Annotated in this window: 23 protein-coding genes; 10 read left to right on the forward strand and 13 right to left on the reverse strand. The window is 65.0% G+C overall.

Going from position 1 to position 25,895, the window contains the following annotated elements; translation table 11 throughout:
- Positions 1 to 113 precede the first annotated feature (113 nt).
- Together PSET11_RS09760 and phoH2 are read left to right on the forward strand one after the other, a co-directional pair.
- Positions 114 to 875, forward strand: coding sequence for an isoprenyl transferase (locus PSET11_RS09760; protein ID WP_124091912.1), 762 nt, complete (start codon positions 114 to 116; stop codon positions 873 to 875).
- Between the two features lie 279 nt (positions 876 to 1,154).
- Positions 1,155 to 2,570: an RNA 5'-3' helicase PhoH2 gene (phoH2, locus tag PSET11_RS09765; protein WP_124091913.1), complete on the forward strand. Its 1,416-nt coding sequence runs from the start codon at positions 1,155 to 1,157 to the stop codon at positions 2,568 to 2,570.
- 65 nt (positions 2,571 to 2,635) lie between these two features.
- On the opposite strand, the gene PSET11_RS09770 is transcribed toward phoH2, so the two are convergent.
- Positions 2,636 to 3,283, reverse strand: a complete 648-nt coding sequence (locus tag PSET11_RS09770) for a GNAT family N-acetyltransferase (protein WP_124091914.1) — start codon at positions 3,281 to 3,283, stop codon at positions 2,636 to 2,638.
- Positions 3,284 to 3,319: 36 nt separating this feature from the next.
- A complete protein-coding gene (locus PSET11_RS09775; RefSeq protein WP_203415948.1) occupies positions 3,320 to 4,111 on the reverse strand; it encodes a hypothetical protein in 792 nt (263 codons plus the stop codon).
- Between the two features lie 59 nt (positions 4,112 to 4,170).
- Between PSET11_RS09775 and PSET11_RS09780 the strand changes: the two genes are divergently transcribed.
- Positions 4,171 to 4,734: a prepilin peptidase gene (locus tag PSET11_RS09780; RefSeq protein ID WP_124091915.1), complete on the forward strand. Its 564-nt coding sequence runs from the start codon at positions 4,171 to 4,173 to the stop codon at positions 4,732 to 4,734.
- Between the two features lie 24 nt (positions 4,735 to 4,758).
- The gene (locus tag PSET11_RS09785) at positions 4,759 to 5,229 is read left to right on the forward strand and encodes an NUDIX hydrolase (protein ID WP_124091916.1); all 471 of its coding nucleotides are present in this window, start codon (positions 4,759 to 4,761) and stop codon (positions 5,227 to 5,229) included.
- A gap of 57 nt (positions 5,230 to 5,286) precedes the next feature.
- Here the strand turns inward: PSET11_RS09785 and PSET11_RS09790 are convergent, their stop codons facing one another.
- From PSET11_RS09790 to PSET11_RS09810, 5 genes are all read right to left on the reverse strand, one after another.
- Positions 5,287 to 6,981, reverse strand: coding sequence for an MDR family MFS transporter (locus tag PSET11_RS09790; RefSeq protein ID WP_238989096.1), 1,695 nt, complete (start codon positions 6,979 to 6,981; stop codon positions 5,287 to 5,289).
- The gene (locus PSET11_RS09795) at positions 6,978 to 7,637 is read right to left on the reverse strand and encodes a TetR family transcriptional regulator (RefSeq protein ID WP_124091917.1); all 660 of its coding nucleotides are present in this window, start codon (positions 7,635 to 7,637) and stop codon (positions 6,978 to 6,980) included. The genes PSET11_RS09790 and PSET11_RS09795 overlap by 4 nt, the downstream gene beginning before the upstream one ends.
- A gap of 123 nt (positions 7,638 to 7,760) precedes the next feature.
- On the reverse strand, positions 7,761 to 9,182 hold the full coding sequence (locus PSET11_RS09800; RefSeq protein ID WP_124091918.1) for a class II fumarate hydratase: 1,422 nt from the start codon (positions 9,180 to 9,182) through the stop codon (positions 7,761 to 7,763).
- 84 nt (positions 9,183 to 9,266) lie between these two features.
- A complete protein-coding gene (locus PSET11_RS09805; protein ID WP_124091919.1) occupies positions 9,267 to 9,881 on the reverse strand; it encodes a carbonic anhydrase in 615 nt (204 codons plus the stop codon).
- Positions 9,882 to 9,891: 10 nt separating this feature from the next.
- Positions 9,892 to 10,572 carry a DUF4245 domain-containing protein gene (locus PSET11_RS09810; RefSeq protein WP_124091979.1) on the reverse strand — a complete coding sequence of 227 codons (681 nt, stop codon included), beginning with the start codon at positions 10,570 to 10,572 and terminating at the stop codon, positions 9,892 to 9,894.
- Between the two features lie 224 nt (positions 10,573 to 10,796).
- Here PSET11_RS09810 and glpX point away from each other — a divergent pair, with 224 nt between their 5' ends.
- Both glpX and PSET11_RS09820 read left to right on the forward strand, forming a co-directional pair.
- Positions 10,797 to 11,819, forward strand: coding sequence for a class II fructose-bisphosphatase (gene glpX, locus PSET11_RS09815; protein ID WP_203415952.1), 1,023 nt, complete (start codon positions 10,797 to 10,799; stop codon positions 11,817 to 11,819).
- A gap of 103 nt (positions 11,820 to 11,922) precedes the next feature.
- Positions 11,923 to 12,987 (forward strand): lipid II:glycine glycyltransferase FemX, encoded by a 1,065-nt coding sequence (locus tag PSET11_RS09820; protein ID WP_124091921.1) that lies wholly within the window; start codon positions 11,923 to 11,925, stop codon positions 12,985 to 12,987.
- A gap of 19 nt (positions 12,988 to 13,006) precedes the next feature.
- On the opposite strand, the gene manA is transcribed toward PSET11_RS09820, so the two are convergent.
- Genes manA through PSET11_RS09840 form a run of 4 tightly spaced genes read right to left on the reverse strand, consistent with a single transcriptional unit; the run spans position 13,007 to position 17,722 of the window.
- The gene (gene manA, locus PSET11_RS09825) at positions 13,007 to 14,257 is read right to left on the reverse strand and encodes a mannose-6-phosphate isomerase, class I (RefSeq protein ID WP_124091922.1); all 1,251 of its coding nucleotides are present in this window, start codon (positions 14,255 to 14,257) and stop codon (positions 13,007 to 13,009) included.
- A gap of 37 nt (positions 14,258 to 14,294) precedes the next feature.
- Entirely contained in the window at positions 14,295 to 15,947 is a 1,653-nt protein-coding gene (locus tag PSET11_RS09830) for an LCP family protein (protein ID WP_124091923.1), read from the reverse strand.
- A 9-nt stretch (positions 15,948 to 15,956) separates the two neighbouring features.
- Positions 15,957 to 16,529: a 5-(carboxyamino)imidazole ribonucleotide mutase gene (purE, locus tag PSET11_RS09835; protein WP_124091924.1), complete on the reverse strand. Its 573-nt coding sequence runs from the start codon at positions 16,527 to 16,529 to the stop codon at positions 15,957 to 15,959.
- Positions 16,526 to 17,722, reverse strand: a complete 1,197-nt coding sequence (locus PSET11_RS09840; protein WP_124091925.1) for a 5-(carboxyamino)imidazole ribonucleotide synthase — start codon at positions 17,720 to 17,722, stop codon at positions 16,526 to 16,528. Before PSET11_RS09840 ends, purE begins: the two co-directional genes overlap by 4 nt.
- A gap of 174 nt (positions 17,723 to 17,896) precedes the next feature.
- Between PSET11_RS09840 and PSET11_RS09845 the strand changes: the two genes are divergently transcribed.
- Positions 17,897 to 18,448, forward strand: a complete 552-nt coding sequence (locus PSET11_RS09845) for a GtrA family protein (RefSeq protein ID WP_124091926.1) — start codon at positions 17,897 to 17,899, stop codon at positions 18,446 to 18,448.
- A gap of 226 nt (positions 18,449 to 18,674) precedes the next feature.
- Here PSET11_RS09845 and PSET11_RS09850 read toward each other — a convergent pair whose 3' ends face one another.
- A complete protein-coding gene (locus PSET11_RS09850) occupies positions 18,675 to 19,373 on the reverse strand; it encodes a TIGR03089 family protein (protein WP_124091927.1) in 699 nt (232 codons plus the stop codon).
- 344 nt (positions 19,374 to 19,717) lie between these two features.
- On the opposite strand from PSET11_RS09850, the gene PSET11_RS16895 reads away from it, so the two are divergent.
- From PSET11_RS16895 to PSET11_RS09865, 3 genes are read left to right on the forward strand one after another with little or no spacing between them, the layout of a single operon-like run.
- The gene (locus PSET11_RS16895; RefSeq protein ID WP_124091928.1) at positions 19,718 to 20,248 is read left to right on the forward strand and encodes a WhiB family transcriptional regulator; all 531 of its coding nucleotides are present in this window, start codon (positions 19,718 to 19,720) and stop codon (positions 20,246 to 20,248) included.
- A gap of 29 nt (positions 20,249 to 20,277) precedes the next feature.
- Entirely contained in the window at positions 20,278 to 23,595 is a 3,318-nt protein-coding gene (locus PSET11_RS09860) for a glycosyltransferase family 2 protein (protein ID WP_124091929.1), read from the forward strand.
- Positions 23,588 to 25,261 carry a DUF5719 family protein gene (locus PSET11_RS09865; RefSeq protein WP_124091930.1) on the forward strand — a complete coding sequence of 558 codons (1,674 nt, stop codon included), beginning with the start codon at positions 23,588 to 23,590 and terminating at the stop codon, positions 25,259 to 25,261. Before PSET11_RS09860 ends, PSET11_RS09865 begins: the two co-directional genes overlap by 8 nt.
- Before the next feature lie 3 nt (positions 25,262 to 25,264).
- On the opposite strand, the gene PSET11_RS09870 is transcribed toward PSET11_RS09865, so the two are convergent.
- Complete coding sequence (locus PSET11_RS09870; RefSeq protein ID WP_124091931.1) at positions 25,265 to 25,777, reverse strand: metallopeptidase family protein; 513 nt, start codon at positions 25,775 to 25,777, stop codon at positions 25,265 to 25,267.
- Positions 25,778 to 25,895: the final 118 nt, after the last annotated feature.

A 25,895-nucleotide genomic window follows, 5' to 3' on the forward strand; every position in this document is an offset into this window, starting at 1 on the left:
TAAACCACGCGGCGCTAAGTTACTGCGGGGTAACACTCGGCGGTGCCCCTGCCAGGACAGGGCGGTAGCCTAGGATATGCAAGGAACGATCAGCCAGGAAGTCAGGTGGGCACGTGGAATTACCCGGGTTCCTCTATGGCTTCTACGAACGCCGGCTGCTGCGCGACCTGGCCGGCGGGCGCATTCCCCGCCACATCGGCGTGATGGTGGATGGCAACCGTCGCTGGGCCAAACAGTTCAATGCCCCCACCAGCCAGGGCCACCAAGCCGGTGCTGACAAGATCCACGAGTTCCTCGGCTGGTGCCAGGAACTCGGCGTGAAGGTGGTCACGCTGTACATGCTGTCCACCGACAACATGAGCCGGTCCAGCGAAGAACTGGACCTCCTCATGGGAATCATTGCCAACACCTTGGACAGGCTGGACGAGGACGCCAACATTTCGGTCCACGCTATGGGCGCCCCCGAGCTACTGCCCGACTACCTGGCCGAACGCCTGACCTCGCTCACCGCGCGAACTCCCGTGCACGAAAACCTCCATGTCAACGTGGCAGTGGGCTACGGTGGGCGGCGCGAAATCGTGGATGCGGTGCGTGAACTCTTGCATGCCGCCGTGGCCAAGGGTACGGACATGACGGTGGTGGCTGACACCCTCACCGTCGACGATATTTCCAGGTTCCTCTATACCCGCGGTCAACCGGACCCCGACCTGGTCATCAGGACCTCGGGGGAGCAGCGCCTTTCCGGTTTCCTGATGTGGCAAAGCGCCTACAGCGAGTTTTACTTCTGCGAAGCCCTGTGGCCCGCATTCCGCAAGGTAGATTTTCTCCGGGCCCTGCGGGACTACGCCGGCAGGCAACGCCGCTTCGGCGCCTGAACTGCTGCTGGTCGCGTTGCTGCGGCCTGGACCGGGCCGGTAAACCGCGTTCATCCGGAATTCACATCCTGGCAACAGGAATCGCCGACGAATGATGCGGGAAATTACCTGGCGTGGATTTACGTTGAACATATCAGCAGGCACTATCGCCGGCTGTTCGGGGAGGCCAGTACATGGAGCGGACTTTCGCACCGGGTGTATGGGAGGCCGCGTCCGGCCTTCAGGCCGAACCGCCTCACCACTAACAAATCCGGGCACGCGCCCGGGGCTGGAGTCGATGTGGCTATTTCTGAACAACTGCCCGAGGGTGTTTCCGAGGGACAGAAAGCTACCTCTCGCGCCAAGCGAGCCACCACCACAACCGGTGCAGCCACAACGGCTGTTGCCGGTTTTGCTGTCTCTGAAAGGGATGCCACCATGAGCAGCTTCGTCATTGACACCTCAGTCCTCCTCTCCGATCCCTTGGCGCTGCTGCGGTTCGCCGAGCACGAGGTGATCCTGCCGATCGTCGTCATCTCCGAGCTGGAGAAAAAACGGCACGATCCGGAACTGGGATATTTCGCCCGCAAAGCACTGCGGCTCCTCGATGACCTTCGGGTGAAGCACGGCGGACTCAACCAGCCCATCCCCATAGGCGACTCGGGCGGCACCCTGGTGGTGGAGTTGAACCACATTTCGGCGGAGGTGCTGCCGCTGGGGTTCCGCAGCGGAGACAACGACAGCAGGATCCTCGCGGTCGCCAAGAATCTCGCCAATGAAGGCCGCAACGTCACGGTGGTGTCCAAAGACCTCCCCATGCGCGTCAAAGCGTCCGCGATGGGGTTGACCGCAGACGAATACCGCAACGAGCTGGTCCAAGATTCGGGCTGGACCGGGATCGCCGAGGTGGAAGCCACCGAAGAAGAGATCACCACGTTGTACGGCCATGAACCAGTGTTTATTCCCTCTGCCGCGGAGATGCCGGTCAACACCGGCCTGGTCCTGCTGTCCAATCGTGGCTCGGCGCTGGGACGGGTGGGGGCCGACAAACAGGTCCGGCTGGTCAAGGGCGACCGCGATGTCTTCGGCCTGCACGGGCGCTCCGCTGAACAACGCCTGGCCATCGACATGCTGATGGATCCCGCCGTCGGCATCGTCTCCATTGGCGGCCGGGCCGGTACGGGCAAGTCGGCGTTGGCGCTATGTGCCGGGTTGGAAGCGGTCTTGGAGCGGCGCGAACACCGCAAAGTGATCGTGTTCCGGCCCCTCTATGCCGTGGGCGGGCAGGAACTGGGCTATCTGCCCGGATCCGAACAGGAGAAAATGAACCCCTGGGCGCAGGCGGTCTTTGATACCCTCGGTGCCTTGGTCAGCCAAGAAGTGGTGGAGGAAGTGATGGATCGCGGCATGCTTGAGGTCATGCCCCTGACGCACATTCGCGGCCGCTCCCTCCACGACGCGTTTGTCATCGTGGATGAGGCCCAGTCGCTCGAAAAGAACGTGCTGCTCACCGTCATGAGCCGGATGGGCCAGAACTCGAAGATCGTCCTCACGCACGACGTCGCCCAGCGCGACAACCTGCGCGTTGGCCGGCATGACGGAATCGCCGCCGTCGTGGAGACCTTGAAGGGCCACCCCCTGTTCGGGCACACCACGCTGACCCGCTCGGAACGCTCACCCATCGCGGCCCTGGTCACCGAACTGCTGGAGGGCTGACCCGCCCTCTGCCATGGCCGTCCCGCGTTGAGGGGCGGCCACGGCTGGTGTTCCCGACTGGAGTGCTAGGTGGCGGTCAGGAATGTCGCGGCAGCTTCGTGGCCCTGAACCTGCAGCGTCCACTCGGGACGGATAAAGGTCGACGCCGTGACCCGGACGTGCTGCACGTCCTTGGCCGCAGCGCCCCACTTCTCCCGGGAAACACCGTTGTTGCTGTACCCCAGGGACGCGGAGACGCCGAGGGAGGCGGCATTCCAGACGGCGGCCTCGCTGTGAGCTGCCTCGGCCCCCAGCCAGTCGAAGGCCCACAGGAGGGCAGCAGATCGCATTTCTTTGCCGAGGCCCTGGCCCTGGTGCGACTGGCGAAGCCAGGATCCGGTGCTGACGGTCTTACGGGCGGCGAAGTCCTTGGCGCCGATGTCTTGGCAGCCAATGAACTCCTCGCCTGCCCAGATACCCAGCAGCAGGGTCCACTCTTCCGGCGTGGCCTGCCCCCGGCACCGCCAATACCACTGCGCCATGTTGGTGCCCATCGTCTCAGGTGGCAGCTCCGTCCAGGGGTTGCTGAACGGATTCTGGTGGGGATCGTGGATGCCGCTGGCCGCCGCCGCAACGGCCGCAGGGATGTCGTCGTCAGTGATGGGACGCAGGATCAGGCGCGGCGTGGCCAGCGAAAGTCCCATGAGGGGCCAGATGGAAGTCAACGAAGTCATTCGGGAAGCCTAGCCTTGGTGCCGGGGAAAGCGTGCCTAGGCCGGAATGTCCCACCTAATGTGCTGGCGGACCGTGGCGGGGGAGGCAGGGATGGCGAGGAAGAGTTCGTCGGGCATGTAGGCGTCGACCTCGGTGATGCGAAGCCAGTGGCCCCACTGCTTTGAGTCGGCCTCCAGCCCGCGGCTGGCCACACAGACGCCGGTGGCCGCATCCAGTCGGACCAGTGACCGGCCAGGCCAGCAGAGTGGTGCTGCCGCATCCCCCGGACGGTAAGCGGTGTTCGGCGAAACTTCTGCTTCGAACGCGGCCCGTTCACCGTGCTCCACGGACGTTACCGAATGGATGGTGATGGCGTTGGTGCCCGGAAATTCAAGGGGCACCGGTGCCTTGCCGGCAAGTTCCACAGGATCCAGGGCAGCGGCCAGGCGGCCGTTGCCGAAACTGGGCTCGCCGTAGGCAGCTTCGGGCCGACGGCGGACCAGTCCGTTGGCGTCAAACACCGGCGTCACCAATCGCGGCGGCAGCAGCCACGACTTCCTGGTGGAACTGACATACAGTCCGCCCCGCGAATCGTTGATCCCGGGAGTGCTGTGGAGGACCAGTCCCTCGGCGGATTCCAGCCGCAGCGCCCCGGGCCGGCGCAGCCAGGCCCGGACCATGGGCGAGCCAGGCGTTGGACCCTCGGAAAACGGTTCATCCCAGTAATCAAACCGGAGTGATTGCCACCGCCACGGCGAGGAACGGCACAAATTCCGGAACGCTTCCACGGCATCGGTAGCCACGCCATGTGCCGGTTCCTGGCGTCGGCGGGCGTCCCACGTGGTCATATCCACATAGTACGCGGCTGCTGTAGTGGTGCCTGCGGCCTCTCACGTAGCATCCGAGGATGACAGGACGACTTGGTGAGCTATGGGTGCTGAGCCCGCTGGCGTTCTGGCTTGTCGTGGCTGCCTGCGCCTACTTTGTGCTGATCTCCGTCCGCCTGACAGTGATTGACGTGCAGCATCACCTGCTGCCGAACCGCATCGTGCTGCCCGCCTACGGTGTGGGAGGCGGACTGCTCCTTGGCGCCACGCTTGTTGCGGCCGCTGGCGAAGCCGCGATGCCGGTGGACGCGCTGTCAGGCGTCAACTGGTTTGCGGCTGCCGGTCCAGAGATGTTCCGAATTCTCGCCGGCGGGGCGCTGCTGTGGTGCTTCTACTTCGTCCTCCGCTTCGCCTACCCTGCCGGAATGGGGTTTGGCGACGTCAAATTGGCGGGCGTCCTGGGCCTTTACCTGGGTTACGTTGGCTGGCTGCACCTCTTTGCCGGGGTGCTCTTCGCGTTCCTGCTGGGCGGGCTGTGGTCGGCGGGTCTGCTGCTGACCCGGCGGGGGACCTTGAAGTCGGCGATCCCGTTCGGCCCGTTCATGCTCCTGGGCGCCGCGGGGGCCATGTTGCTGCCGTCATAGTTCCGCCCCGGTTAGGCTTGCCCCATGCCAGCACCTGACTACATTCTGAACATCCGCAAAAAGGTCGGCAACGATCTTCTCTGGCTGCCCGGAGTCCGTGGCGTGGTAGTGGACGACGCCGGCCGGGTGCTGCTGGCCCAGCGCTCTGACAACGGCCAGTGGGCATTGGTGAGCGGCATCCTGGAACCCGGTGAGGAACCTGCCCGCGGCCTGGTCCGGGAAATCTTTGAGGAAACGGCAGTGGTGGCCGAAGCCATGCACGTGGTGTCGGTGGGAACGGTGGGTCCCTTCAGCTATCCCAACGGGGACGTCTGCGAGTTCCTCGACATCGTCTTCAGGTGCCGGTACGTGTCCGGCACAGCCCGGGTCAACGACGACGAGTCGCTCGCCGTGGGCTGGTTTGGCCCTGCCGAGCTGCCGGAGCTGATGCCGGGCCACCTGACAAGCATCCGCAGGGCCTTGGAACCTCTTGGGCCGGCGCACTTCGAGCCGTAGCCGCGCCGCAACACTTGGACGCCGCAACCCCCCAAGGGTTGCGGCGTCCAAGGTGACCTATCGGCGCGTGGTGACCAGTCCGCCGTCGTCCGCGTCCTGCCCGTTGCCAGGGTCCGCGTCAGGGGATTCCCCCTCGACGGCCTGCGGGGCGCCCGAGCGAAGTTCGGATTCAAGGCGGAGGGCTTCCTCGCCGCCCACAGCCTCACCACGGGCCACCATGCCGGCCGTGTCCGAGAGCGGAATCTGCTTGAGGGTGATGGCCAGGACCAAAGCGATCGCAATGAACGGGAGCAGGTACCAGAACACCGGAGCCAGAGAGTCGGCGTAGGCGTTGACGATCGCGTTCCGCAACTGCTCCGGAAGCTGGCTCAAGGCCTGCGGATCCAGGCTGCTGGTGGACTGGGCTGCAGCCTCCGAGGAAGCGCCAGCACCAGTGAAGGCGCTGGTCAGGGACTCGGAGAGCCGGTTGGTGAAGATCGCACCAAACACGGCGACGCCCATGGCGGCGCCCACTTCGCGGAAGTAGTTGTTGGTGCTGGTTGCGGTGCCGATCTGGTCTGCCGGCACAGAGTTCTGGACCACCAGGACCACTACCTGCATGATGAGGCCCAGGCCGGCGCCGAAGACGAACAGCTGAACGCAGATGACCCAGATGGGGGTGCTGGCGGCAAGGGTGGTCATCCACAACATGGCAGCCAAGGTCAGCGTGGCACCGAGGATGGGGAACATCTTGTACTTGCCGGTCTTGGAAATCCTGATGCCTGAGTAGATGGAGGTGCCCATCAGGCCCACCATCATGGGCAGCATCAGCAGGCCGGACTCGGCTGCGGAGGTCCCGGACGACATCTGCAGGAAGGTGGGCACGAACGCGATGGCAGAGAACATGCCAAGGCCCAGGGTGAAGCCAATGGCGGTGGCGTTGACGAAGATGCGGTTCCGGAAAAGGCTCAGCGGGATGATCGGGTCTTCTGCGCGGCGCTCAACCATCACGAAGGCTGCCGCCGAGAGGACCAGGCCCGCACCGAAAGCCCAGGTCAGGGGCGAATCCCAGCCTTCGTCTTTCTTGCCACCGAAATCGGTGAAGAAGATCAGGCAGGTGGTAGCGGTGGAGAGCAGCAGCACACCGAGGATATCGATGCGCTTCTCGGCCTTCTTGTTCGGCAGGGTCAGGGCAAACCAGGCAATGGCGAACGCGGCGATGCCCACCGGGATGTTGATGTAGAAGGCCCATTCCCAGGTGAGGTGGTCCACGAAGAAGCCGCCCAGGAGCGGACCGGCAACAGCGGACAGGCCGAAGATGGCGCCCAGCGGGCCCATGTACTTGCCGCGGTCCTTGGCCGGCACAATGTCAGCGATGATGGCCTGCGAGAGGATCATCAGGCCGCCACCACCGAGGCCCTGGATGGCACGGAAGATCACGAAGCCCCAGAAATCGGTGGCGAGGGCGCAACCTACAGAGGCGAGGGTGAAGAGGGCAATGGCAACCAGGAACAGGTTGCGCCGGCCAAGGATGTCACCGAACTTGCCGTAGATAGGCATCACGATGGTGGTGGCCAGGAGATAGGCGGTGGTGATCCACGCCTGGTGTTCCACACCGCCGAGTTTGCCCACGATGGTGGGCATGGCGGTGGAGACAATGGTCTGGTCGAGGCTGGACAGGAGCATGCCGGCGATGAGCGCCGAAAAGATGATCCAGATCCGTTTCTGTGTCAGCAGCAGGGGCCCTGCCGGTGGCTTGGTGGTGGTACTCATGATGATCCTTCGGGGAAGCTGGGGAGGTGTTGGGAGAAGAGAGCCTGGAGGGCGTGTGCGTCCTCGAGGAGGATCTCGGGGAAGGGCCGGGTGTTCGTCTCTGAGAAGTACGCCTGGTGGGCGTGGTGCGCCATGCTGCCAATGGCGGAGACCGCCATGACCACCACTGGATGATCGGCGGGGACGCCTTCGCGTTCGCCAAGAAGGGTCCGGAAGGTCGCGTCCCGTTCGGCGCTCAGGCCCACGATCTTGGCCAGGAGTTGGGGTTCCTTCTTGATGGCTGCCATGAGTTGGCGGATCTCGGCGACAGCTTCGGAGTCCACTTTCGCTGCCCAGATATCCAACATGAGGTGGATGAGATCGGCCAGCAGCGTCTCCGAGATGCTGCCTGGTTGGCCGCCCTTCCGGGCGAAGTCAGCCAGCAGCGCATTGGAGTGTTCGTCGTCGTGGTGTCCCAGGACGGCATCTTCCTTGCTGGGGAAGTAGTTGAAGAAGGTGCGCCGGGAAATTCCGACCGACTCACAGACCTCTTCCACGGTAAAGCCGTTGAGGCCCTTGCTGGCCGTCAGGGCCCGGGCTGAGGCCGTCACGGCGTGCCGGGTTTCCCGACGCTTCCGCTCGCGGAGGCCACCTTCACTATTTGCACTATCTTCCACAAAGTAAAGTTTTGCACTTAGTGGTGAATAGTGCAACTAGGGGCAGCGGGGAAACAACGACGGCGGCCGGCGCCTTCCGTGGGGAAGGTGCCGACCGCCGTCGTCAGGGTGTTCGGTGAGGCGTCAGGCCTTGTGCGGCGGGCGCGTCATGGACATGACGTCGAGGGCCGTGTCCAGTTGCTCTTCGGTGACCTCGCCGCGCTCCAGGAAGCCCATGGCGATGACCGTCTCGCGGATGGTGAGGCCCTCAGCCACTGCCTTCTTGGCGATCTTGGCAGCGTTCTCGTAGCCGATGTACTTGTTCAGCGGCGTCACGATCGACGGCGACGCCTCGGCGAGGAAGCGGGCGCGTTCCACGTTGGCGGTGATGCCGTCAATCATCTTGTCCGCCATGACGCGGCTGGTGTTGGACAGCAACCGGATGGACTCGAGGAGGTTGGCGGCCATCACCGGGATGCCCACGTTCAGCTCGAACGCACCGTTGGTCCCGGACCAGGCGATGGCGGTGTCGTTGCCGATGACCTGCGCGGCCACCATGATGGACGCCTCGCAGATCACGGGGTTGACCTTGCCCGGCATGATCGAGGAGCCCGGCTGCAGGTCGGGGATGGCGATTTCGCCAAGGCCCGTGTTGGGGCCCGAACCCATCCAGCGGAGGTCGTTGTTGATCTTCATGAACGAGATGGCGATGTTGCGGAGCTGGCTCGAGGCCTCGATCAGGCCATCGCGGTTGGCCTGGGCCTCGAAGTGGTCGCGGGCTTCTGTCAGCGGCAGGCCGGTGTCCGCGGCCAGCAGTTCGATGACGCGTTCCGGGAAGCCAGCCGGGGTGTTGATGCCGGTGCCCACCGCGGTGCCACCCAGGGGAACTTCAGCCACCCGGGGGAGGGAGGCGTTGATCCGCTCGACGCCGTAACGTACCTGGGCTGCGTAGCCGCCGAACTCCTGGCCCAGCGTGACCGGGGTGGCGTCCATCAGGTGGGTGCGGCCGGACTTCACGACGTCCTTGAACTCAACTGCCTTACGCTCCAACGACTCAGCCAGGTAGCCGAGGGCGGGGATGAGGTCGTTGATCAGGGCAGAGGTCGCCGCGACGTGCACGGAGGTGGGGAAGACGTCGTTGGAGGACTGCGAGGCGTTCACGTGGTCGTTGGGGTGGACCACCTTGTCGCTCCCAGCGGCCTGCAAGGCACGGGTGGCCAGTTCGGCGATGACCTCGTTGGTGTTCATGTTGGACGACGTGCCGGAGCCGGTCTGGAAAACGTCGATGGGGAAGTCGCCGTCGTACGTGCCGGCAGCTACTTCATCGGCAGCACCGGCAATCGCCTTGGCCAGCTCGCCGTCGAGCACCCCAAGTTCTGCGTTGGCCTGCGCCGCTGCCTTCTTCACCCGGGCCAGCGCCTCGATGTGGGCGCGCTCCAGGGTCTTGCCCGAAATCGGGAAGTTCTCTACTGCACGCTGTGTCTGCGCACGGTACAGGGCGTTCACCGGGACGCGGACTTCGCCCATCGTGTCGTGTTCAATGCGGAATTCTTCAGTGGAAGTCATGTGGCTAGCTTAGGACGAGCAGGCTTCCCATCGAAAACCGTGAAGGGCGTGCTACGGGGCCCGCGGGCGCGGTGGGATTGCTGCTCAGAAGTCGCCGATGCCTGAGACCACGTTGGCCCTGCCGTCGGCCAGGCTGTAGGAGAGCCCGATGACTGCCGCAGTACCGCCGTCGATCGCATCCGAGATGACCCGGGAACTGTCCACCAGGCGCGAGGAGGTCTGCTTGACGTGCTCCACCACCATGTCGTTCACCTCGTGGTTGCCGTTCCGGATCGAGGTCAGGACCGACGGCGTGATGCGCTCCACCAGGTCCCGGATGAAGCCGGCCGGCATTTCGCCGGTATCCACGGCGTCCTTGGTGGCGCTGACAGCACCGCAGCTGTCGTGCCCCAGGATGACGATCAGCGGTACCCCCAACACGCCGATGCTGTATTCCAGGGAGCCTAGGACGGCGTCGTCAATCACCTGGCCGGCGGTGCGGACTACGAAGGCGTCGCCGAGGCCCAGATCAAAGATGATTTCAGCGGCGAGCCGGGAATCCGAACACCCAAAAATGACGGCGAAGGGGTGCTGGTTCTCCACCAGCGAGGACCGCCGCGACGCATCTTGATTGGGGTGCCGGGCTTCACCGGCGACGAAACGTTCGTTGCCTTCGCGCATGCGGCGCCAGGCCAGGTCCGGGGTCAGGTTCGTAGTCACGAAACCTAGGTTACGGCGCGGCGGGGGCGCTCGCGGAATTCGTGACGGCGGGACTGCTGTCCATCGACTGCACGACGGCGGCAGCCAGCGTCCCGAATTCGTCCAGGGCGGCAGCGCCGGACAGGATGATCGTGGTGCCGCGGTATTCCAATACCAGGGATTTTTCGCCCTTGCCGGTATCGCGGAGCTGCCATTCCTGGCCACCTTCGCTGCGCGAGCCGGTGACAGGTGCGTTCTTTGTCTGTTGCAGCAGCCAGGTGGGATTGGACTTGATGGTTTGGACCAGGGCGATGAAGGAATTTTTCGGGGTCAGGTATCCCACCTCCCAGGTGGGCACCCCGCTGGCGGTCCCGGCTTCCCAGCGTGCATAGTTGGGACGGAAGGCTCCGTCTGTGACAGGCGCTGCAGGTGTGAATCCTGCCACATCCGCAGCGTTTCGGGAGACCGCCGCGACGTCGACGTCGGCCCGGTACCCTTCGCTCTTGGGCTGTGGGTTCATCAGGATGATGGGTACGAACGCCGCAATGCTGATGGCCAGGGCAATGATCATGCCGATCACTGACGCGTTGGCCCGCTTCGCTGCGCCCGGCGCGATGACGGGCTTAAACGGTGCCTCGGCGGGCTGGGCCACGCCGTCATTCTGGTCTGCGGCGCCCTGTGGCTCCGGGGCGGGGGTGTCCTTCTCCTGCATGTCGTTCACCCCTCTATCCTCACCCATGCGCCTGTGTTGCTGGTATTCGGCAATTTGGCGTGTACCGGTGCGACTCCGCTCCGCGTTGCAGTTCTGCGTCATCTCGGGGCGGCCGGTGCCAGGCCGCGACTATGATCGATCACAGGAGTCTCCGCCCTGCTGTACCGGCAGTGCGGGTCCATCGATCGCCACTCGAAGAAGAGGTACACGTGTCACAAGCATCCATGACCCAGAAATACTCGACGATCTCATCATCCCTCACGGTCGGCAACGACGAGCCGGACCGTAACCTTGCCCTTGAACTGGTCCGCGTGACCGAGGCTGCAGCCATTGCCGGCGGCCACTGGGTAGGTTTTGGCGACAAAAACACCGCCGACGGCGCTGCCGTCGATGCCATGCGGTCCTTCCTGCAGACAGTCCACTTCAACGGCGTTGTGGTCATCGGCGAAGGCGAAAAAGACGAAGCCCCCATGCTGTTCAATGGCGAACACGTTGGCGACGGCACCGGTCCCGAATGCGACGTTGCTGTCGACCCGATCGACGGCACCAGGCTGACAGCCCTGGGCATCAACAACGCCCTGGCCGTGCTGGCCGTCGCAGAGCGTGGTTCCATGTTTGACCCGTCAGCGGTCTTCTACATGGAGAAGCTGGTTACCGGACCCGAAGCCGCAGACATGGTGGACCTCCGCCTGCCGGTCAAGCAGAACCTGCACCTGATCGCCAAGGCCAAGGGTGTCAAGGTCAACCAACTCAACGTCATGATCCTTGACCGCGACCGGCACCGTCCGCTCGTGGAAGAGATCCGCGAAGCTGGTGCACGCACCAAGTTCATCATGGACGGCGACGTTGCAGGCGCCATCGCAGCAGCCCGCTCCGGGACCGGCGTGGACGCCCTGATGGGCATCGGCGGCACGCCGGAAGGCATCGTGGCCGCCTGTGCCATCAAGTCCTTGGGTGGCGTCATCCAGGGCCGGCTGTGGCCCACCAGCGACGAAGAAAAGCAGAAGGCCATCGACGCTGGCCACGACCTGGACCGCGTCCTCTCCACCAACGACCTCGTGTCCAGCGACAACTGCTACTTCGCAGCCACCGGCATCACCGACGGTGACCTCCTCAAGGGCGTCCGCTACTCCAAGGACAAGGTCCTGACCCAGTCGATCGTGATGCGTTCGAAGTCCGGGACCATCCGCTTTGTTGATGGCGAGCACCAGGCCAGCAAGTGGGAAGGTTACGCCCGCCGGAACTGAGCCGCGGCTCAGCTCCTGGTGACAGCGAGCCACCCCAACGCCCCGGACTGCCCTGTGCAGTGCGGGGCGTTGGTGCTTAACGCGTTGGTATAGGGTTTAAGCCATGATTCCAGCTGTTGTGCCCTGCCTTGACCGTGCCACGTGGGACGGGCAAGTGAACCAGTTCCAGGGCCATCCGCAACAGCTGTGGGGGTGGGGCCAGACCAAGGCGATGCACGGCTGGTCCGTGGACCGGGTCTTCCTGCAAAACGGTGACACCACCATTGGCTGCGCCCAGCTGCTGATCCGCCGGTTACCGTTCCCCTTCCGTGCGCTGGTCTACATTCCGCGGGGGCCCATGTGCTTGCCGGCAGACACCCAGGCCGTGCTGACCAGCTTGGCCAGCTACGCCAACGAGCGCCACCACGGGGTGGCCCTCAGCATCGAACCAGACTGGGACCTGGAGTCCGGGTTCGCGGCCGAGGTTGCTGCGGCGGGGTTCAGCCGGACGGACAATACGGTGCTGATACCGCGCACGCTCATCCTGGATCTGGCACTGTCCGACGACGAGCTGATGGCAGCCATGTCCAAGTCCACGCGCGCCAATATCCGCAAGTCGATGCGCAGCGAGGTGCAGTTCCGCAAAGTGGCTGCTGCCGCCGAGCTGGAGCAGGTCCTGGCCATCTACCACGAGACCGCCGAGCGGGCCGGGTTTGGCATCCACGAGGACCAGTACTACCGGGACATCTGGGCAAACCTGGGTGCCGATTCGCCCATCATTGCAGCGTTCGACGGCGACACTGTGCTGGCGTTCGTCTGGCTGGCCCGCAGCGGGGCTACTGCCTTCGAACTCTACGGCGGGGTCTCCGCCGAGGGACAGAAGCAGCGGGTCAACTACGGCGTCAAATGGGCCGCCTTCCTCGCCATGCGGGCCGACGGGTGCACGCGCTACGACTTCAATGGCCTGCTCAACGACGGCATCTCAGACTTCAAGAAGCAGTTCGCCAAGCATGAGGACATGTTGCTGGGGACCTGGGACAAGCCGTTGTCGCCGCTGTACCCGGTGTACTCCACTGCCATGCCGCTGGCACGGCGCAGCCTCCAGCAAGGCCGACGCCTGCTGAAGGCAGCTGTTGGGAAAGCGCGGCCGCTGGCCGCCCGCGTGCTGCCAGGACAGTCCAAGGGCTAGGCCCCGAGCCTGGGGCAGGCTACCGAAGCCCGGTGGTGACCGCGAAAACGAGGACGTCCTCGGTGCTGCCAGCGGCGCGGTGAACATTGACGGGTGCCTCGGCGGCCGGCAGGAAAGCGCTGCCACCCTGGCGCAGGTGCAGATCGCCCTTGGGTGAATCCAGGACCACCTGGCCGGTTACCACCAGCAGCACTGCCGCGCCAGATTGGGCTACCGGGACAGGACCGGCGTCGGGACCCAACTCGATCCGCTGCAGGGCGAACTCGGCAAACGGCGGCCGGAACATTTCCTGATCCAGGTGGTTGCGCTCGGCGTGGAGCCGGGGGAGTGCCACGGCCTGGAACTCCAGGGTCTGCAGCAGCTCCGGAACGTCCACGAACTTGGGCGTCAACCCACCGCGCAGCACGTTGTCGGAGGACGCCATCACTTCCACGCCAAGGCCGTGCAGGTACGCGTGCACCTTGCCGGCAGGCAGGTAGACGGACTCACCGGGCTGCAGTGAAATCCGATTCAACAGCAGTGAGATCAAGACTCCAGGATCGCCAGGGTACTTCTCGTTCAGGCTCAGGGCTGTTGCCAACTCGGCCTGATACGGGGCGAACGAGTCAGCCGTGAGCAGCGCCGAGGCAACGGATGCGGTGGCTGCAGCCACGCGGTCGCCTCCGGTGATGAGCCGAACGAACGCGGCGTGCAAGGCAGCTTCCTCATCGGGATTGGCGAGGTCGACGAGCAGCTCCTCGACGATGCCTGGCACCTCAATGCCGGCGGGGCCGAACAGTTGGTGAACGTGCTCGAACAGGGCCAAGGTCTGCGGAGCACCCCGGAATCCGCACAGCGCCTCGAACGGGGTCAGCGCCAGGATCATCTCTGGCTTGTGGTTCGCATCCCGGTAGTTGCGGTGCGCTGCTCCGGCGGGAACGCCGTCAGCATTTTCGCGTGCGAAACCAGCCTTGGCCTGCTCCAGGCTGGGATGCACCTGGAGCGATAACGGCTGGGCCGCGGCCAGGATTTTCGCCAGGAACGGCAGCCGAGGGCCAAACTTTTCGATCGAGGCGGCGCCCAGGAAGTGTTCGGGGTCCGTTTCAATCAGCTGGTCCAGGGAGATGCTGTCGCCAGCGTCACCGGAGCTCGCCAATGACGGCGAATCCGGGTGCGCACCAATCCATAGCTCGGCTTCGGGGCCGCCGGATTCCGGGCGTCCCAGCAGCGCTGCAATGGCCGTCGTTGATCCCCAGGCGTAATCCCGAAGGACGTTAACAAGTTCGTACAAGACCCATTCCGTTCTGATGTTTCGATGGCGCCCCAGCCTACTGGGGTGCGCACAATCCGTTGCTGGCGACGAGATCGCGGATGGCTTGCTCGTTGCCTTCGCGCTTGAACTGGTTGAGCATCTCTTCGCTGATCGGCTCGCCGTCAGGGGTGGTGGTCACCGGCGTGAAGTCCGACGGCGATGGCGTCTGCTGCGCCGGGAGGGCCCACGGTGCGGCTGCAACGGCGGGTGTTTGGGCTCCGGCCGCCTGCACGTGGCCGCCAGTCGCCGAAGGTATGGCCATGACGTCGTCGGCCGTACCCGCAGCCTGCGCCCCGGAAGCCGTGGCAAGGAGCTGATCCACGCGGGTGTGCAAGAGATCGAAATCGGGGACAGTGGAGAAGGAAGCATCGAAGTCGGGCGGACCGATGGTCATCCGCTTGACGTCCTGCCCTTTTGCCTTCATGGCAAGGTCGACGAAGCTGCCCAGCTGTGAGGCGGAAATATTGGATTCCACGACTTTGGTGCCTGCATCGGCAATGTCCTCAAACTTGGACAGCAGGGTGGCGGGATCGAGTTGCTTGAGCATTGCCTGCTGCACGCACTGCTGGCGCTGGATGCGGGCGTAATCGTCAACGAACTCGCGGGACCGGCTGTACCAGAGCGCGTGGTAGCCGTTGAGGGTCTGGTTACCCGCAGGGATCCAACCCAGCGGCATGCCGTGGATGCCATTGGCTTCATCCACCATGTCGCCACTGAGGGGCACCCAACCGCCGGCCTTGATCTTGATCCCGCCCATCGCGTCAATGAGCTTGGCGAAGCCGTCCATGTCCACCAGCACGTAGGCCTGGACCGTCAGGCCCAGGGTGCCGGACACAGCTTCCAGGGTCGCCTGCGCGCCGGGATCTGCTACCCCCGGGTACAGGTCCTTGTAGTTGTTGGTGACCTCGGTGTTGACGGCGTTGATCAGGCACTCGTCGCCGCAGTTGTAGCCATCCGGGTAGATCGAGCGCATGGGTGAGCCCTCGCTGAACTGGGCGTTCTGCAGGTTTCGCGGGACCGAGATGATGGCTGTCTGGCCGGTCTTGGCGTCCACGCTGAGGACGGACAGGCTGTCGGGGCGGCGGCCGGTCCGGTCATCGCCCGCGTCGCCGCCCATCATGAGGAAGTTGTAGCGGCCATCTACGGCGTCGATCGTGGGGCCAGCGGAGAAGATGCTACCAATGGCGTTGCGGCCCACATTGAGCAGGTAGGCGCCGTAGCCCAGGGTCCCGCTGCCCAAGACCAGGGCAAGGACCAGGGCAATCGCGACGCCGGGGCGCGCCCCGGGTGCCAGCAACACCGGCCTGATGAGCCGCAGGGTGTTGATGAAAAGCACGGCCCAGCCCACGGCAAGCGCCGCCAAGACAATGACCAGCAGCAGCGAAGCAAACGGGTTGGTGATGACATTGATCAGCGCAGGCCGGTTGAAGATTGCCAGGATCAGGGTGAGGACCAGCAGGGCCCAGACAGTGATGGTCACGCGCAGGGCTGCCCTGCCAAGACGTCGGTCACCAGCCACCAGCTGGGCGCTGCCGGGCACCAGCAAGGTCATCAAGATCAGCACGAACGCCCGCTTGGTGCGCACGGTGGAGGAGGCGCTGGCGGGGTACCGGACGGGGTCGGTCAAGGCGGCCCCGGCTGTCGTCTGGGTTATTTCGCTGCTGGCCATCGGCGCGCCTTAGCGGCTGCCTCGAAGGGCGGCGCTGCTGTGCGCAAAGACCTCACTGGCCTTCTGCCGAAGGTTTGCCCCCTTGCGGGTAGCAACGGCGTTCAGCTCGTCGGCGAAGGCAAGCAGGTCGCTGCGCAACGCCGTCGCCAGCTCGTCCGTGCCGGAGGCAAGAATCCGGACCGCCAAGAGACCTGCGTTGCGGGCACCGGCGATGGAGACGGTGGCCACCGGGACCCCGGCCGGCATCTGCACGATCGACAGCAACGAATCCATGCCGTCGAGTGTCTTCAGTGGGACCGGGACGCCAATGACAGGCAACGGGGTGACGCTTGCCAGCATGCCGGGGAGGTGCGCTGCGCCGCCGGCGCCGGCAATGATGACGCGGAGCCCGCGCTCATGGGCGCCTTGGCCGTACTTGATCATCTCCGTGGGCATGCGGTGGGCTGACACCACATCTGCCTCAAACGGAATGCCAAATTCGGCCAGCGCCTCGGCAGCGGCCTCCATGACCGGCCAATCCGAGTCGGAACCCATGACCAGGCCAACCAGGGGAGCAGGTGACATTGGTGACGCTTCGCTCATGGGGTCTCCTTGAATTCGTGGGCCGGTTCCTCGGCCGGGGCCCGGCCGTCGCGGATGATGCCTGCGACGAGGGTGGCTTGGCTCCGGATGGCGACAACGTCGGCTGTTGACGTGCCCACCAGGTTGACGTGCCCAATCTTGCGTCCAGGGCGGACGGATTTGCCGTAGCAGTGGACTTTCGCTGCAGGTTCCGCTGCCAAGGCAAGCGGGAACGCAGCGAAGAGGTCTTGGTTTTCGCCGCCGAGAAAGTTCTTCATGACCACCACCGGTCCCAGTACGTCGGTTGCGCCCAGGGGCAGGTTGAGGACGGCGCGGAGGTGCTGTTCGAACTGGCTGGTGACTGAGCCGTCCTGGGTCCAGTGGCCCGTGTTGTGCGGCCGCATGGCCAGTTCGTTGATGAGGAAGCCTTGGCCCATGCCTGGGGTCTCGAAGAGTTCGACGGCGAGGACGCCTGTGACGCCCAATTCCGCTGCGATCCGCAGGGCCGCGTCCTCGGCAGCAGCTGCCACGTCCAGCGGGATGTCCAGCGCAGGGGCAATGACTTCGTCGCAGACGCCGTCGACCTGGATGGTGTGCACCACGGGCCAGGCGCGGGACTCACCGTCGGGCGTCCGGGCCACCAGGGCCGAGAGTTCGCGGCTGAACTCGACTTTAGCTTCCGCCAGGAGGGGGCTCATGGCGGTAAACCAGTCGCTTGCGGCGGCGGCGTCCGCCGCCGAATCGATGATCCGCACGCCCTTGCCGTCGTATCCGCCGCGCGGCATTTTGAGGACCACCGGCCAGCCTGTCGCTTCACCGAATGCCACCAGCGCCTCGACGTCGGCAACAGCGGCCCAGGCCGGATTGGGCAGTTCAAGCCGCTCGATCGCGGCGCGCATCACCAGCTTGTCCTGTGCATGGACCAGGGCGTCGGGGTCGGGCTGTACGTTGACGCCGGCGTCCTGAAGCGCACGAAGGTGCGCCGTGGGAACGTGTTCATGGTCGAACGTCAATACATCGACGCCCTCGGCAAAAGCCTGCAGGGCAGCCAGGTTCTGGTAATCACCTATGGGTGTTTTGCGGACCGCCGAGACCGCCGAGACGTCTGGTCCTTCGGCAAGGACACGCAGTTCAAAGCCGAGGGCAGTCGCGGCAGGGGCCATCATTCGGGCTAGTTGGCCGCCGCCAACCACGCCTATTACTGGAAAAGTCACATGGGCCAGCCTACCGAAGAGACCCGGGTATCCGGGCTTTCGGTCGTTTTCACGGCCTGGATTCCTGTGCCGGGTCCCCTCGCGGCGGTTCCAGGGCGGGAACTATCAGCAGGTTTGGGGGCTAAAATAGTCCCTTGGCCGACTGGCCCATAGTTTGGACGCCCATGGAGGGTCATGTTTAGCGCAATTGCAGATCGAATCCGGGGCCTTGCCTCACTCTTTTGGCGTGAAGTGGCCAAATTCGGCGCCGTGGGCGGTGTGGCGTTCGTCATCGACTCGGCCATTTTCATCTGGCTCTTCACCGGTCCCATGCACGGCAGCGAGGTCTGGGCCAAGGCCGTGGCCACCATCGTGGCAAGTATTTTCTCCTGGGTAGCCAACCGCTTCTGGACTTTCAGGCACCGCAAGCAGGCCAACGTGGTCCGCGAAGCGGTGTTATTCGCCGTGATGAACTTTGTTGGCCTGCTCATTGCCTCCGGCTGTGTGTGGTTCGCCAAGTATGTCCTGGAACTCAACGACAAGCCCTCCCTCTTCATCGCAGGCAGCGTGGTGGGCCTGGTCCTCGGCACCATCTTCCGATTCTTCGCCTACCGCTTCTGGGTGTTCAACGAAGAGCTCGACCAGGAACCGGAATACTCCCACGACCGGGAGCTCATTGACATGCATCCCCGCGCCAAGTCGCCTGCTCCGGAGCGGCACCAGGCCGGCGGCCCAGACCTCCCTTAACGCTCGGCGTAAGGGTCCGCGACGCGGAGGAGCATCTCTGCGGTCACGGCTATAGAGATAGGACGCGAGTCCGTAGTCTGTGGCGTTTGCTCCCACGCTTGCCGCCTCGCTGGTCCAAGCCCCCGGAGGAACCGGCGCGGTCTCGTTGTATCGGCTGGGAATGGCGGTGCACTCTCGGCAGTGCCGTCCTGCCAGCCGTGGCGTTAGCCCGCAACCGGCTTTCCGATCAGTTGCCGGAAATGCGCTCAGTGGCCTTGAGGTGCTCAGTGAGTTCCACGCTCTGATGCGTCAGCACAACGGAGCCGTCGCTGTGCCAGGCGCCGAGGGCGTCGGCGAGAGCCGCTTCCAGGCCACTGCTGGCGGCCACGTGAATGCGGGCACTGTTTGCCTGCGGCACCGCGAAGTTGGTCATGAGGTCCTGCTGGGTAAAGACGGTGCCGTCAGCGGCCGTCACTGCTGCGGCGCTGGTGGCAGGCTCGTCGTGTGCCATGAAAAAATCGCCGTGGGAACGGACGTCGGCGGCGTAATCCACCCAGCCGGCCGGGAGGTCGCCTGCCCAGCGCATGGCCAGCGCCGGCAGCGCAACCGCAATCACGGCGTCGTACTCCCCGGCCGGCTGATCCGTCGCTGCGGTGACTAGGAAATCGGCGTCGGAACCCGCCAGGACCGTCTCAAGCCCCAACTGCCAGGCGGCCAGAGCCCAGACCAGGGATTTCCAATGCGGGGCCAGATCCAGGCGAATCCGCATGCCAGGCTCCGCGTCCAGTTCGTCCTGCAGGAGATTGCTGGTCTTGGCCACCCAGTTATCTAGGACCTTGCCGGAGAGCTCCACCCGTTCGGCGTCTGGCCCGTACCAGGTCAGGCGGGGCGCCGTGGGATTTCCGGATCGGAGGTCATGGAGCAGGCTGGACAGCGGGGTAGTCATCCCCTCATCCTGCCACCAAGGGAGGGCGCGAGTCTCGGGTGAGATAAATCTCAGTCGGGTCCGGTGTGGCTTTTCGGAATCTGGATATTGGCAGGGAATTAGCGGGAAATTGCCTGTATCGGCGCGAATATGGCGGCTGACCTGCACCGGCAGCGTAGCTGGCGGAAAAAATTCCGGGCGTGGCGTACCCGAGTTGGCGTCGGTGAGTGATTATTATCCAGCACTGGCTTGACTCACCCTAGTTACACACGTGTAATTAGAAACCTAAGGCAGCTGCGTAAGTACGGACACACAACCGAGTGTCCAGGTAGCCAGGCAGTTGCCGTAACAGCAGGAGGGTCGCCGTGGGGCAAGCAGAGCGAATCCAGGAAGATGGTGTCGTCGCCGGACAGGCAACGGCCAAGTATCGTGCGCGTGGCGTGCCCAGCGATTGGTACGTGGATCCAGCGGATCCCGACGCCGCAGAGCGGTATAACCAGAATTCCGGGTCCAGCCTTGACCACCAGGCAACCGCCTTCCTAGCTGCACACGAAGCACTGCTGGCTGGCGCGGATCCCGAGGATGAACTCGATCCGCCCATGGAACTGACGGTTGCGTCCGCAACTCAGCCCGTCTGGCTGGGCCTGCCGCTGCAGCAGGGTTTCGACGATGAAGGCGAACTGGGCTGGCAGACTGACGCCCTGTGCGCCCAGACCGACCCGGAAGCGTTCTTTCCCGAAAAGGGCGGTTCTACCCGCGACGCCAAGAAGGTTTGCGGCGCCTGCAACGTGCGTTCGCAGTGCCTCGAGTACGCGTTGGCCAATGACGAACGGTTTGGTATCTGGGGCGGCCTGTCTGAGCGGGAACGCCGACGGCTTAGGAAGCGAGCAGTCTAATTCTTCAGGATGTTCATGTCACTGCCGTTGTGGTCTCACACAACGGCAGTGCCTATCTCCCCAGGACCCTCTCTGCCCTGGCGGATCAAACCCGCCCCGTGGACCGGACCATTGGCGTGGACACCAGTTCTCGCGATGATTCGCTGCGACACCTCACTAACGCCTTTGGCGCCGATCAGGTCACGAGCTACCGCGCGCATCGTGGCGGACTCGGTGCAGCCCTCAAAGCCGGGCTGGCAAGCCTGGCTCCCAGCGGTGGCAACACCGCGGGGGAGTGGATCTGGCTGCTCCACGACGATTCAGCCCCGGATCCCCGAGCACTGGCGGAGCTACTCACTGCGGTGGAGCTGGCGCCGTCCGTGACGGTGGCTGGCTGCAAGCAACTTGACTGGGACTCCAACCGACACCTGATCGATGTTGGCTTGTCCATCAGCCGTTGGGCCGAGCGGCTGACCCTCATTGAACCCGAAGAACTTGATCAGGGTCAGTACGACGGACGTAGCGATACGTTTGCCGTCAATTCGGCTGGCATGCTGATCCGCCGCGATGTCTGGGAACTCTTGGGTGGGTTCGATCCTGCGCTGCCTGGGACCGGCGACGACGTCGATTTCTGCTGGCGCAACCGTTTGGCCGGCAACCGGGTGGTGGTGGTGCCCACCGCCAAGATTTTCCACGTGGTGGAACGGCCACATGGGCTGGGTACCCCGGCCGCGGCGCGCAAGGCGCAGGTCCACTTGCGGTTGAAGCATGCACCCCTGTGGATGGTGCCTGTGCATGCCGTCCTAGCTCTGTTGGGCAGTCTCTTCACCTTCTTCCTTAGCGTGGCCGTCAAGGATCCCGGGCACGGCCTGATGCACCTGGCCGCCACCTGCTCCGCGCTGGCCAGGCCTCGGGCGCTGGCCCGGGCCCGGAACTCCGCCCGGAAAACCCGGCTGGTTAGGCGCTCGGTCATCCGGGAACTCCGGACGTCACGGCGTGAGGTTTGGAGTCACCGCAGGTCACTCCTCGAAGCCCTTGGTGCAGACAACACCCCTGCCGAAGACCTCACCCAAGATGCCTTACAGGACCAACCCAGCGGAGATGCAGCAGACGACTTTGCTGCCCTGGCCACCACCAAACGCGGCTGGGTGGGCAACGGTGCACTCGCGGCAGTCATCATCGCTACGGTGGCTGCCATGCTGGCCCTGGCGGGGCTGTTCCGCGCGCCGGCCGCCGCCGGCGGCGCGCTCCTTCCTGTGTCCGCAACCCTCGCTGAGATCTGGCAGCACGCCTCCGGCTGGTGGATCAGCCTCGGCGCTGGACTGCCCGGCCGGGGCGATCCTTTCGGCTATGTCCTGTGGGTTCTGGGCCTGCTCGGCAGCGGCGATGCCAACGCCGCCTTGGCATGGCTTTTCCTGCTCAGCACACCACTGTCAGCCCTGACGGCGTGGTTTGCCGCCGGCGGCTTGACCGTCCGCCGCCGTCTACGCTTCGTGGCGGCCTTATCCTGGGCGGCAGCACCCGCGTTGCAGATAGCCGCAAACCAAGGCCGCGCTGGCGCCCTGATTGCGCACATCATGCTTCCGCTGGTGATCTTGGCACTTCTTCGTGCCACCGGAACCGCCGTGGGGCACGGCCGCTTCACCATGCCAGCCCCCGGCGACCGCCCTGGCAACATTCCACCCATCCGGCCGGGAGTCAACGGCACCCCGTCATGGACTGCAGCTGCCGCTGCCGGATTGGCACTTGCCGTGGTCACAGCATCGGCGCCGTCGCTGCTGGTGCCCTCGGTGGTGGTCGTGGTGCTGTGCGGTGTCCTGTTGGGTCGTCGTGGCACCACTGCCTGGTGGGCGTTGCTGCCCACCGCAGCGCTCTTCATCCCGTTTGCCCTCTCTACCCTGGACCGCCCGCGGGCACTCCTCGCCGACCCTGGCCTGCCGTTGGGCTTTGACCCGGCGCCCCTATGGCAGCAGGTCCTGGGCCAGCCCCTCAACTTCGGCATCTGGGGTGGCCTGACGGGCTTGCCGGTCTTCCAGGGCAATGCTGTGCCGTGGGCGTTGATTCTGGCTCTCGTGGTGGCAGCCCCGATTGTGGTCCTGGCGGTAGCGGCACTCTTCATGGCCCGCCGCAGGGCCGGGACCGTCCGGTTCCTCTGGGTAGCCGCCGTGTTGGCTCTGGCGGGTGGCTGGTTCGCAGGGCAGGTGGCCACCTCTGCGAGCGGTGACGTCCTGGTCTCACCCTTCACTGGCCCCAGCGTCTCGATGGCCTCGATCGCGCTCCTGGGGGCAGCCATCCTCGGTGCCGAAGGGCTCGTGGGTACTGCCGAGAATACTCTCGCCAAAACCAGCACCAAGGGCCGTGGCGTCCGTGCTGCCATGGCTGCGGGCCTTGTCCTGCTCCTGGCCGGGCCCGTCCTGGGCATGGCCGCCTGGGCTACCCAAAATCTCGTGGGCGCACCTGCCGGAGTCGCGTCCCAGGAACCCGGCCTCGGCGCCCAGCGGCTGGTGGCGGCTGCCAGTCCGCGAACCCTCCCCGCCACCGCCATTGACCGCGGGACCGGTCCCGAACAAAGCCGCACACTGCTGATCAGCGTCCGCGAAGATGGCACCGTCGATGCGTCCCTGGCGCGCGGCTCGGGCACCACCTTGGATGCGCTGTCGACCATCGCCTCGGCGCGCAACGTCATGGGCGCACCGGGGGCGGAATCCCTTCGAACGGACGACGACGTCACCTCGGTTCTCCGCGCAGTAGTGGCCACCGTGGTGGCTGGCCAAGGCGTGGATCCGCGGGCAGATTTGGAGCAGCTTGGGGCCGGCTTCGTGGTCCTTCGGGCCGCGGACTCAGCTGCCCAGCTAACGGCTAATCGGATCGATGCAGTTCCTGGCCTGGTCGCTGTGGGGCAGACAGACATGGGCTGGTTGTGGCGCATCACCCCAGCCAGCCAGAGTCTCGCAGAAACGGGGGATGTAGCCCATCGGGTGCGCATCACCTCGGCTGACGGCACCACGCTGGCCGTTATCCCGTCGAGCAGTACCGATGTTGCCGCAACGGCGCCTGCAGGTCCCGAAGGACGCCTGCTGGTCCTCGCGGAACGGGCCGATCCCAACTGGAGCGCCTGGCTGGACGGTACCAAACTGACCGCCAGCACCGCAGGTTGGTCACAAGCGTTCGTCCTGCCAGCCCAAGGCGGCGAACTCAGCGTCCGGTACGCGACGCCCTGGGAGCCCTGGACCGGGATTGCGCAGTTGGGTGTCATTGGATTGACCGTCCTGCTGGCGATTCCCATGCCGGCGCCACGGCGCCGCACGCCAACCCAGACGCTTCCCCGCACCGAAATTCCGACGCCGAAAGTCAAGCAACATGCGTGAGAACAGCCCCGCCGCTTCCACTGCAGCGAAGGCACCGGCCGCAGGTGGGCCGCGAGCCGTCCGGCCTGCCACAGAAAAACCGGCGAAGGCCACCCAGCCGCGCCGGAAAGCAGCAGTGGCGGGGTTTGCCGCCTCGGCACTCGTCTTGGTCGGAGCTGGCGCCGTGGTGGTGGCCGGCTCACTGCTGCCCGCGACGCAAACGAACCACAATTTAGCCGCCGTTGCCGCGGCGGTCCCGGCCGGCACGGCCGTAGGGGTCTGCCCTGGACCTGCCCGCCTGGTGACCGGTACAGAGGCAGGGACCGACCCGCAATTCAGCCCGGAATCGGCCACTGCAACCAGCACGGTGACAGGCCTGGTCCTTGGCGCAGCAGGAGCAGTTCCGGCCAGCGAATTGGCACGGCTGGATGGGTCCACGATCGTGGAAGTCGCCAAGGAACCGGCAGCCGCTGCCAGCGGAAATGCTGCCAGCAACGCCCTGGCAGCAGCCATCGTTCCGGGCCGCCAGGTAGACCAAGTGAGCGTCTTGGCCGCCAAGCCGCTGGCAAACCAGACGGCGTCTGCCGCAGCAGCAACCAAATTTACTGCCACGGACGGAGACCTCCGCGGCCTTGCTGCGGCCAACTGCCAGCAACCCAGCAATGATCAGTGGCTGGCTGGTGCCAGCACCACCGTGGGCCGGGCATCGGTGCTGAACCTGACCAACGCTTCAACCACTCCGGCTACTGTCAGTCTTGAGCTCTTCGGTTCGGCGGGGGAGATCCAAGCACCAGGAAGCCGCGGCCTCCTGGTAGCACCCGGAGCAACCCGTTCCGTGGTGCTTGCCGGGCTTGCACCGTCAGAGGAACAACTGAGCGTGCGCGTCCGAAGTGCCGGCGGCCCCGTGGCAGCCGTCATCCAGCAGAGCGTACTCCGTGGTCTGACCCCCGGCGGCGTTGACTTCATCACCCCCGGAGCCGCGCCATCCACTCGTCAGGTAATGACGGGAATCGACATTCAGGATGCGGCGGCCGTCAACGCCCTGATCCGGCGGAGCGGTTTCCAAGACGCGGGTCCGGCCTTGGAACTCACCGTTCCGGGTCCCTCCGATGCCGTCGTGGAGATCAGCGTCTTCGGCCGGGACGGCAAAAAGGTGCTGCCCAGTGGCGGGGTCGTCACCGCAAAGGCCGGGACCGTCACCAGTGTTTCCCTGGCTGGGGTTCCCGCGGGCCAGTACACCGTGGCGGCATCCTCTGATGTTTCCTTCGTGGCGACCACCAGGCTGAGCCGCGGCGTTGATGCGGACCAGCCAACCGATGCGGCCTGGGCGGCGTCCGGGATCCGTCTTGGCAGCCAACATGTGGTGCCCGTGCCCCGCGGTGGGGTCCGACAGCTCGTCTTCGGCGTCCTCGACGGACGCGCCACCATCACCTACGCCGCAGTCACCGCGGACGGCAAGGTCAAGGCGCCCGCCAGTGCGGACATCGCTGGCGGTACCACTGCGGCCATCGGCATTCCGGAGCAGGCTGATGGGTCCGACGTCGTGGGTTACGTGGTTTCCGCGTCCGGCGACGCCGCCTACGGGGCAGTGCTGCTGCAACGCTCCGGCGCCAACGACGTATCCTCCCTGACCCTGCCGCCTGCAGCAGCAGGCCAGGAGAGCGTGGCCGTGGCTCTTGGCTACTAGGCCCTAGTACCTGCGGCGGTAGACGGGGTCCAGGGTCTCCGGGGCCACGCCCAGCATTTCAGCCGTGTATTCCACCACGACGTCATGGACCAGATCTTGCAGTTCCTCTGGCCCCAGGCTGCCCTGTTCCACCACGCGCCGGTACACGGTGACCAGCGGTCCGTCGTCCTTGGTGGCCTGAGTTGAAGAACCCATCGGGACGGGGGTGCCCGCGGCAGCCAACTGCTCGAGGTTGGGTGGGATCTCGTCGACGCCGAACCGGACGCCGTCGAGCGTCTTACCCCAGATGTCGTGGAGTCGCTGTGCCGATTCCATGACCAGATCATCGAAGATGTCCGAACGTGTTCGGTAGCCGGGGTGGGTGGGCAAGATAATGAGGCCGCGGAGGCCGCGCCCATGCCGATTACGACGGCGGACGGCGAAGTTTCGCGGTTCTACCGGTTCGGCCGGATCCCCGGTGCTGCCGGGGTCAGCCAACCGGACCGTAAATTCTGATTCCTGGTTCGATGACTGCATACATTGACTGTAAACCCGGTGACTGAAAACTGCGACAGCGGTCCGACGGGGCAGGATGCGCGCCGGGACCTGCGCCAATGCGCGGGATTGGCCGCTCGGGCCGGTAGTCTGTGATCTC

Source organism: Arthrobacter ulcerisalmonis (assembly GCF_900609065.1).
Lineage (GTDB): Bacteria > Actinomycetota > Actinomycetes > Actinomycetales > Micrococcaceae > Arthrobacter > Arthrobacter ulcerisalmonis.